The organism is uncultured Thiocystis sp. (genome assembly GCF_903866365.1).
In the GTDB taxonomy this organism is placed as follows: Bacteria; Pseudomonadota; Gammaproteobacteria; order Chromatiales; family Chromatiaceae; genus Chromatium.
Map to the genome: position 1 here is coordinate 1 of NZ_CAIPNF010000428.1, position 9,649 is coordinate 9,649.

A 9,649-nucleotide genomic window follows, 5' to 3' on the forward strand; every position below is an offset into this window, starting at 1 on the left:
CAGAGCCGTGGACTCGTCTTCCGCCGACTCATGGAGCAGGCGGTCGTTACCGAGCCCGTCACTGAAGCCGCAGTGACGCATGGCTATAAGTGGTGACCACAACATATAGGGCGTGGAGGCACTAACCGACCACCCCCCTTCAGGAAATCACCTGAAGCCCCGGAACCTGCCTGACCCCACACACCAGCAGGAGCGCGCTTTCATGTCTTGGTTACCCTGGCGGTTACTCGCCCTGTCCGCCGTTCTGGGCGCCACGGCGGCCGCCCACGCCGGCCCGCCCGCGGAGATCGCTATTTCACAGGCGCTGGCCGAGGGCACGGCGGTCACCGCCTATGTCGCGATCCGCGACGAGTCGGGCGAGTCGGTCAGCGGCATCGAAGCCGGACAACTGCACGCGACCCTGGGAACCCAGGTGGCGGAAGTGGTATCCGTCACGCCCTTTGCCGCGACCGGCGAGGGGGTGCTCTATCTCTTTCTGGTGGATGTCTCGCGCTCGCTCGATACGGCCCAGTTCGCGCGGATCCAAGAGGCCCTGCGGGACTGGATCGCGGCGCTCGGCGAGCCGGATCGGGCGGCGCTCCTGACCTTCGGCGTTCATGTCCGCACCGCGGTTGCACCGACCGCCGACCGTGCCGCGCTGACCGCCGCCATCGAAACCCTGGCCCCGACGGACCCGAAAACCGCGCTGCATCAGGCGCTGGCGCAAGGTCTGGCGCTCGGGCGTCAACAGGGGGAGGATCTGCCCTCCCGGCGCGCGCTGGTGATCCTGAGCGATGGCATTGACGACGCGCCGGGCGGGATGACGGCGGAGGAGGTCGAGGCCCAAGTCGCCGAGGGCGCGGTGCCGATCTATGCCATCGGCTTCAGCCGGGTGCGCGATCGCGCGGCGCGGGAGTCGGGGCTGGCGGCGCTGGGACGTTTCGCGCGACGCTCGGGCGGGATGTTCCGCGACGCGGGCGCGACGGATCCGGGCGCGGCCTATGCGACGATGCGCGAGCGGATTCGGACGGTCGAGCGGATCCAGGTGCGTTGCGCGAGCTGCGTGGCCGATGGCAACCGCTATCGTTTGCGCATCGGTCTGACCCAGGCCGGTCTGACGCTGAACGACGGGGTGGACGTGCGGCTGTATCCGGTCGTGACGCCAGCGCCGGACGCGCCGGCTCCGGTTGATCCGACGCCAGCGCTCCCGCCAGACGCGCCGGCCAGCGAGGAGTCGCCGACCGCGCCTGACCCCGTCGCGGCAGCGCCCGCCGATCCCGCCCGCGTGCTCGCCGGGCTGCTGGCGTCCTGGTGGCCGGGTCTGGCGGTCGCGCTGATCGCCGCGCTGCTTGGCGGCTGGCTGTTTTGGCGTCGGCGTCGCGTCGCGCCAATCGCCAACGACATCCCCGCCGTCGAGCCCAAGACCCTGGCGCCGAACGCCTTGCCCATCGACAATCTCGCTCGCTTCTCCCCGGTCCGGCCCGAGCCGGCGCACCAATCGCCCGCGACCGCTCCAGCATTGACCCTGACATTCATGAACGGCGCGCGGCGGGGCGAGACGATCCGACTCGCCCTAGACCCGGCGGCGCTGATCGGGCGCGCCGGCGCTTGCTCGCTGCGGCTGGCCGAGGACGATGAGGTGTCGACGCAGCATGCGCGCCTGAGCCTTCAGGGCCGGCAGGCGATCCTGGAGGATCTCGGTTCCACCAATCAGACCTGGCTCAACGGCGTACCGCTGTCCGCGCCGCATCCGGTGCGCGACAGCGATGTGCTGCGTGTCGGTCAGACCGAGTTGCGTCTCGGCGGGATCGGGAGTCGAGCATGCTGATCTTGCAGCCGGGCAATGCCCAATGGATCGGCGCGCGCCCGGAGCAACAGGACGCCTTCGGCTTCGCCGGGTGTTCGGCCCAGGGCGCCAATCCGTCGGGCGGGGTGCTGGTGGTCCTGGCCGACGGCATGGGCGGTTTGCGCGAGGGGCGCGCGGCGAGTCAACTCGCGGTCAAAACGATGCTGGAGACCTATGCCGCCCAGCCGTCCGCCACGCCGGTTCCCGAGGCGCTGGCGTGTGCGCTGCGGGCGGCGAATCGGGCGGTGTACGCACTGGCCGAGACAACGGCGGGCGTGGGACAGGTCGGCACCACGCTGGTCGCGGCGGCGGTGCGCGACGCCCAACTCTTCTGGATCGGCGTCGGCGACAGTCGGTTGTATCTCTATCGCGCCGCCGACGGATCGCTCACGCCCTGTACCGAGGATCACACCCTCGCCAACGCACTCTGGCCGCAAGTCGTCGCCGGGACGCTGGACGCGGATGATCTCGCGAGCCATCCCGACCGCGACGCCCTGACCAGCTTTCTGGGGCTGGCCGAGATTCCGCTGGTAGACGCCAGTTATCGGCCCCTGACCCTGCAACCGGGCGACCGTCTGCTGTTGTGCAGCGACGGGGTCGATGGCGTGCTGTCGCGCGACGAGCTGAAACGCCCCCTGGCCGCCGCTCCGCAACACGCCGCCGAGACCTTGATGGTCGCGCTGCGAGAACGGGCGCTGGCGCATCAGGACAACGCCACGGTCGCGGTGCTCGCCTGCGAAGCGTCCGGGGAGACGCCGTCGATGGCGTCGGTCACGAGCCGCCCGCCGCGTGGCGTCCGGCTCGCGGTCCTGTCGGCGGTTCTGCTGCTGACGCTTGGCGCCGCCTGGTTCGGTCTGACGGGATGGCGGGATCGGCCGCCCGAGGACGTCCCTCGTCGGTGACGCTCCCCCTTCCGCCGCCCGCCGACGACCAGCCGCGCGCGCTCGCGCCGGAGGCGACATGAGCGCACCGCCACGCAAGATCACCATTGGGCGGGATGCGCACTGCGATGTCCCGCTCGCGGACGAATCGGTGAGCGCGCGCCATGCCGAATTGAGCCTTCCCAGCCTCGGCACCTTGTTGCTGACCGACTGCAAGAGCACCAACGGCACCTTTCTGATTGGTGCCGACGGTCACGCGCGCAAGATCCGGCAGGCGTTGGTCTCGCCCGTGGATCGCGCGCGGTTCGGCGCGGTCACCTTGGGAATCCGCGATCTGCTGGAGGCATTCGGTCGCCGGTTTCCCGACCGCGTGGCGCCGTTTCTGTCCGGCGTGGACGAGGCCCCACCCTGGGCGCGGGGACGGCAACTGATCCGCTGCGTCTGCGGCAACGTGAAACCCGTTAACGCGCCCTGTCCGGAGTGCGGTCGATGAGCGTGCTCCGCGACACCCTGTGGGAGCGGCCTCGACGCTCGTGGATCTTGCTCGTGGCGGTCGCGCTGGCCGGGGCGTTCGTCGCCCTGCTCACGCTGGTGCTGCCGGCGGGCAGTCCGGCCGCCGTGCTGTGGCTCGATTACAACGCGACCCTGCCGCCGAATTACCCCTTTCCCTACCCCTTCACGATCCAGAATCTCACGCACCTGATCCTCTTCATCGGACTGGGCGAGAGCTTCTGTCGCTGGCGCAGCGCGGTTCGCGAATGCGCCATGCTTGCGGAAGGGCTGCTGCCGCAGGCGTATGACGTCGTCCTCCAGGCGCACGACCTGCCGCCGATCCGCGCCCGTGTCGCCCAGCGTCACGATGGCGAACAGGGCTTTCTGCCCGGACTGATCGATCTGTGCATCCTGCAATTCCAGGCCAGCCGCTCGGTCGATCAGACTGTCAGCGTGCTCAACAGCAGTCTGGAACTGCTGGCGCATCGCGTGGATCTGCGCTACGCCCTGCTGCGTTATCTGGTGTGGGCGATTCCGACGGTGGGGTTTATCGGCACGGTGGTCGGCATCGCGCTGGCGATGGCCCTGATCGACCCGAACGCCGGCACCCAGCCGCTCGGCGAGATTGCCCGCGCGCTGGGCGTGAGTTTCAACACCACGCTGGTCGCCCTGGCCGAAAGCGCGCTGCTGGTGCTGCTGCTCCATCTGGTGCAGGCGCGCGAAGAACTGGCCGTCAATCAGGCCGGGTATTACACTCTGGTCAATCTGATCAATCGGTTGTATGCGGGGCGTTAGACGTGCCTTGGAAGCAAAGTAAGTGGTTGTCAGGAAAACTCCAGGGTCGTTGCGCTCAACCCTGCGAACGAAGCGCGCTCTTTGCGTAGACAGATCATCCTGATCTGTCCCGTCAGGGCTGGAAGCCTTGGCGCCGCAGATGGTTGCCGAAACTTCGGCGCCGCTGTACGAACCCCATTGCCCATGCGTGCGCGATCGACAAGCCGCCGAGCACACTGAAGTGGGAGCTATCGCATGAAATTTCCCTATGGCCTGAGCAATTTCGCCACGCTGATCGCGGACGGCTATTTTTATCAGGACCGCACCGACCGCATTCCACAGTTGGAGGAGGCCGGACGGCAACTGATCTTCATCCGCCCGCGCCGCTTCGGCAAAAGTCTGCTGCTTTCGATGCTGGAGCACTATTACGACCTGAACCGCGCTGACGACTTTGAATCGCTGTTCGGCGGGTTGTCCATCGGTCGCCAGCCGACCGCGCTGCGCAACCGGTATTTCGTGATGAAATGGGACTTCTCGTTGATCCAGTCGCAGGGGACGCTGCGCGAGATCGAGTCCGCGCTGCATCGTCATCTCAACGACTGCATCGAGGAATTCGCGCTGCGCTATGCCGCGCGTCTGCCGCACCCGATCGAGATTCGCGACGACAACGCGCTGTCGTCCTGGCGCTCCGCCCTGATGGCGGTTTCGCAGACCCCGCACAAGCTCTATCTGCTGATTGACGAATACGACAACTTTGCCAACGAGGTGCTGATGGGCGGTCAGTCGCCGGAGCGTTACGACGCCCTGCTCTACGGCGAAGGTCTGCTGAAAACGGTGTTCAAGGCGGTGAAGGCGGCGGCGGGCGGCATGGGGCTGGATCGGGTCTTTATCACCGGCGTCTCGCCGGTAGTGTTGAGCGATATGACGAGTGGGTACAACGTCGGCAAGAGCATCGATCGGGAGCCTGAATTCAACGATCTCTGCGGCTTTTCCGAGACCGAGGTCAGCGCCGTGCTGACGCGCCTGAGCGGGGATGGCGCCGCCTGGTCGGCCAGCGAGGCCCTGGACACCATGCGCACCTTCTACAACGGTTATCGATTCAGCGACCTGGCCGACACCAGCGTCTACAACCCCACGCTAAGTCTCTATTTTCTCGATCATTTGCGTCGGCGGGGCCGTTATCCGCAACAGATGCTCGACGAAAACCTGGCGATGGATCGCAACAAACTGGTCTATATCGCCCAGCTTCCGCACGGCGAGGCGGTGCTGATCCAGGCGCTCAGCGGCGACGACGCGCTGGCGATTGCGCAACTGGCGCAACGCTTCGGCGTGGCCGACGTGCTCGCGGCCGCCAAGGACGAGCGGTTCATGGTGTCGTTGCTCTATTACTTCGGCATCCTGACCTGGGCCGGTCGGACCGGATTCAACGAGGAGGTCTTTAAGATCCCCAATCTGGTCGCCCGCGCGCTCTATGTGGAACGTCTGCGGGAACGCTGGCTGCCGGATCCGGCGGATCAGACCAGCGTCCAGCGCATCGGGCGGGAGGTCTGTCAGACCGGCGACCTGGCCCCCTTGTGCGACTTCATCGAGCAGCGCTATTTCAGCGTGATCTCCAACCGCGACTATCGCTGGACCAACGAACTGCTGGTCAAGTTCGCTTTTCTGACCCTGTTGTTCAACGACCGGCTCTATATGACCGTCTCGGAGCTGGAGACGGCACGCGGCTATGTGGATCTCGCGCTGATCCTGCGCCCGGACATGCGCCGCTTCCAGGCGCTGGATCTGCTGTTGGAGTTCAAGTATCTGGGTCTGAAAGAGTTGGGGCTGACCGGCGAACAGGTACGCGCGCATTCCCGCGCCGACTTGAGCGTCCTGCCCGCCGTGGCGGCGAAGCTCGACGAGGCCGAGGCGCAGGCGCGCCGCTATGGCGCGACCCTGCGCGCAAGCTATGGCGTCTCCGATCTGCACGCCTTCGCCGTGGTGGCGCTGGGGGTGGAGCGGATTGTCTGGCGCGCACTGTGACTCCCGATTCAGGACCGTATCGACATGCGTGATTTCCTGCTGTTCATGCACAACTTGAAAGAGATCTGAGACCGAGACAGATCAGGAGTGAATTCGCATGAGTCACATTCCCATGCTCGACTGGCTGCGCGGCTATCAACCGGATTGGTTGCGCCTGGATCTGCTTGCCGGTCTGACCACGGCGGCGGTGGTCGTCCCCAAAGCCATGGCCTATGCCACCATCGCCGGGCTGCCGGTGGAGGTGGGACTCTATACCGCCTTCGTTCCGCTGGTGATCTACGCCATCCTCGGCACCTCGCGGCCGCTCAGCGTGAGCACCACCACGACCCTGGCGATCCTCACCGGCGCCCAGCTCGCGCTGGCGGTGCCGGGCGGCGATCCGGCGGCGCTGCTGACGGCATCCGCCACGCTCGCGGTGCTGGTCGGAATCATGCTGATTCTGGCCTCGGCGCTGCGTCTCGGGGTGGTCGCCAGTTTCATCTCGGAGCCGGTGCTGACCGGCTTTAAGGCGGGCGTCGGGCTGGTCATCATCCTGGATCAAGTGCCGAAGCTGTTGGGCATCCATTTCGAGAGGAGCGGCTTCCTGCGCGACCTCTTCGCGCTCATCGCCCACCTGCCGGAGACCTCATTGGCAACGCTCGCGGTCGGTGCCGCGATGCTCGCCATTCTGGTGGGGATCGAGCGCCTGGCCCCACGCGCCCCGGCGCCGTTGGTCGCCGTCGCGCTCGGCATCGCCGTCTCGGGTCTGTTCGCGCTGCAAGGCCATGGCGTGGCCATCGTCGGCCACATTCCTCAGGGCCTGCCGTCCCTGACCCTCCCCAACTGGGGTCTGATCGAACAACTCTGGCCGGGCGCGCTCGGCATCGCGCTCATGAGCTTTACCGAGTCCATCGCCGCCGCGCGCGCCTTCGCCGGTCGCGGCGAGCCGCGTCCCGAGCCGAACCGGGAGCTGCTGGCGACGGGTCTTGGCAATGTCGTCGGCGGCCTGTTCAGCGCCATGCCCGGCGGAGGCGGCACCTCGCAGACGGCCGTGAACCGTCGCGCCGGCGCCCGCACCCAGGTATCCGGGCTGGTGACGGCCGCCGTCGCCGTGGCGACCCTGCTCCTGCTCGCGCCGCTGATGGGGCTGATGCCGATGGCGACCCTGGCCGCCGTGGTCATCGTCTATTCGATCGGACTGATCCAGCCGGCGGAGTTCGTCGCCATCCTGCGGGTGCGGCGCATGGAGTTTCTGTGGGCGCTTGCGGCCTTCGGGGGCGTGGTGGTGCTCGGAACGCTCAAGGGAATCGTGGTGGCGATCGTCGTTTCGCTGGTCTCCATCGCCTATCAGGCCGCCCATCCGCGCCTCTATGTTCTCGGACGCAAGCCCGGCACCGACGTGTTCCGTCCACGGTCGGACGATCATCCCGATGACGAGAACTTCCCCGGACTGCTGATGGTGCGCCCGGAGGGGCGGATCTTCTTCGCCAACGCCCAGCGCATCGGCGAGCAGTTGTGGCCGCTGATCGACGCCGCCAGTCCCCAGGTGGTGGCGGTGGATTTCAGCGCGGTCACCGACATTGAGTATTCGGCGCTCAAGATGCTCACCGAGGGCGAGGAGCGGCTGCGCGAGCGCGGCGCGCAACTCTGGCTGGTGGCGCTCAATCCGGAAACGCTGGGCATGGTCCAACGCTCGCCGCTCGGTGAACGGCTTGGCCGCGCGCGGATGTTCTTCAGCCTGTCGCTGGCCATCGAGCACTTCCTGCTAAACAGCGACGATTCCAATCAACGTGCCTGAGAGATTTTCGACATGACGGATCCGCTTCACCCGACCGCGACGCATCATCTGCCCCCCTTCGTCACCGCGCCGGGAGAGACCGACGTGTTGTTCGTGGTGATGGCCATCTTTGTGCTGCTGGCCGTCATCGGTATCGGCCTTTTCTATTTCAAGCTCCATGCCCTGCCGGAACAAATGGCGCATCGCGGCCAGAAGATCCAGTTCGAACTCGTCGCGGTGCTGGCGCTGCTGGCGCTCTTCACCCACAACCACGCCTTCTGGATCGCCGGGTTGCTGCTTGCCTTGATCCCGCTGCCTGACTTCACGACGCCGCTCTTATCGATCGCCCGTTCGCTCGACCGCATCGCCGCGAACGCCGAACCCGCCGCTCCGGCGCCACCAGCGGCACAGGCCGCGACATCACCGCCGGCCGCCGATCCGGCGGTCGAACACCGGGAGGTCTAAGTCATGGTGGAACTCTTGCTGTGCTCGATGCTGACGATCTTTCCGGATTTCCTCTTTCGCCGTTTCGTTCAGGGCAAGCGGCTCGGGCACGAGATCACGCTGTTTTCGGTCTGGTTCGAACTGCGCTGGGGAATCACGCTCTGCCTGATCCTGACCCTGAGCCTGATCACCACGATCTTCTACTTCCATCCCTCGACCAAGGCCGTCACCTCGGTGTTCCGCACCGTGACCATCCTGCCGGAGACCTCGGGCCGGGTCGCCGAGACCTTCGTCGACATCAACCAGCGCGTGGAGGCGGGGCAGCCGCTGTTCCGGCTCGACAGCACCGAGCAGGAGGCCGCGGTCGAGACGGCGCGCCGCAAGATCGCCGAGATCGAGGCCGCCATGGTCGTGGCCAAGTCTCAGTTGGCCGAGGCGGACGGCCGCATCGTCCAGGCGCGCGGGATGCTTCAGCAGGCCGTCGACGAGTTCCAAGCCCGCACCGAAGTGCAGAAACGCAGTCCGGGCTCGGTCGCGGAGCGCGACGTCGAGCGGGTGCGGGTGCAGGTCGACACCCAGCAGGGCGCGCTCGACGCGGCCCTGGCGAGCCGCGAGGCCATCGTCTCGGAGATCGCGTTCAAGCTCCCCGCCCAGAAGGCGAGCGCCGAGGCCGCGCTCCAGGAGGCCGAGGTGGATCTGAAGAAGACCCTGGTCGTGGCCGGGACCGACGGGATCGTGCAGCAGTTCGCGCTGCGTCCGGGCGATGTGGTCAATCCCATGCTCCGGCCCGCCGGCATCCTGGTGCCGGAGCGCCGGGTCACGGGCCTGCTGGCAGGATTCGGGCAGATCGAGGCACAGGTGCTGAAGGTGGGCATGATCGGCGAGGTGACCTGTATCGCCAAACCCTGGGCCATCGTACCGATGGTCGTGACCGAGGTTCAGAACGTCATCGCCTCCGGTCAGGTGCGACCGACCGATCAGTTGGTCGATCTCCAGCAGTTCGCGCGCCCCGGCACCCTCACGGTCATCCTGGAGCCGCTCTACCCCGGTCAGCTCGACGACCTGCCGCAGGGCGGCAACTGTATCGCCAATGCCTATACCAGCAACCACGCGGCGCTCGCCGACCCCGACACCGGCTTCTGGCGCGCCTTCGGGCTGCATGCCATCGACACGGTCGGCCTGGTGCATGCCATGATCCTGCGCATCCAGGCGCTGCTGCTGCCGATTCAGACCCTGGTCCTGGGCGGGCATTGAGGAGGCGACGGACAAACGTCGGCGCCGACGCGGTTTATGAGTGATCGATGCATGCCCTGCTCATGGGTGTTCGGGGTTTTTTTCTCGAATTTTCAATGGTATAAATACTTCAGGAATAGAACACTAATTCTACTTTGTTAGCTTGACATAAGCTTATGATTTGCCAATATTATTTTCAGGGCAAAATTATATTTGGAAATA

At 66.3% G+C, this 9,649-nt stretch carries 8 protein-coding genes; all 8 read left to right on the forward strand.

Annotated features, from left to right (window positions below):
* Positions 1-202: 202 nt before the first annotated feature.
* The 8 genes from QZY07_RS23455 to QZY07_RS23490 all read left to right on the forward strand — a co-directional run bounded on the left by QZY07_RS23455 (position 203) and on the right by QZY07_RS23490 (position 9,448).
* Positions 203-1,807, forward strand: coding sequence for an FHA domain-containing protein (locus QZY07_RS23455; protein ID WP_295408173.1), 1,605 nt, complete (start codon positions 203-205; stop codon positions 1,805-1,807).
* A complete protein-coding gene (locus tag QZY07_RS23460; RefSeq protein WP_295408175.1) occupies positions 1,801-2,727 on the forward strand; it encodes a PP2C family serine/threonine-protein phosphatase in 927 nt (308 codons plus the stop codon). Before QZY07_RS23455 ends, QZY07_RS23460 begins: the two co-directional genes overlap by 7 nt.
* Before the next feature lie 58 nt (positions 2,728-2,785).
* Complete coding sequence (locus tag QZY07_RS23465) at positions 2,786-3,199, forward strand: FHA domain-containing protein (RefSeq protein WP_295408177.1); 414 nt, start codon at positions 2,786-2,788, stop codon at positions 3,197-3,199.
* On the forward strand, positions 3,196-3,993 hold the full coding sequence (locus tag QZY07_RS23470; protein ID WP_295408179.1) for a MotA/TolQ/ExbB proton channel family protein: 798 nt from the start codon (positions 3,196-3,198) through the stop codon (positions 3,991-3,993). The genes QZY07_RS23465 and QZY07_RS23470 overlap by 4 nt, the downstream gene beginning before the upstream one ends.
* A 234-nt stretch (positions 3,994-4,227) precedes the next feature.
* Complete coding sequence (locus QZY07_RS23475) at positions 4,228-5,994, forward strand: AAA family ATPase (RefSeq protein WP_295408181.1); 1,767 nt, start codon at positions 4,228-4,230, stop codon at positions 5,992-5,994.
* A 97-nt stretch (positions 5,995-6,091) separates the two neighbouring features.
* On the forward strand, positions 6,092-7,771 hold the full coding sequence (locus tag QZY07_RS23480; protein WP_295408182.1) for a SulP family inorganic anion transporter: 1,680 nt from the start codon (positions 6,092-6,094) through the stop codon (positions 7,769-7,771).
* 12 nt (positions 7,772-7,783) lie between these two features.
* On the forward strand, positions 7,784-8,215 hold the full coding sequence (locus QZY07_RS23485) for a hypothetical protein (RefSeq protein ID WP_295408184.1): 432 nt from the start codon (positions 7,784-7,786) through the stop codon (positions 8,213-8,215).
* A gap of 3 nt (positions 8,216-8,218) precedes the next feature.
* A complete protein-coding gene (locus QZY07_RS23490) occupies positions 8,219-9,448 on the forward strand; it encodes an HlyD family secretion protein (RefSeq protein WP_295408186.1) in 1,230 nt (409 codons plus the stop codon).
* The last annotated feature ends 201 nt before the right edge of the window (positions 9,449-9,649 follow it).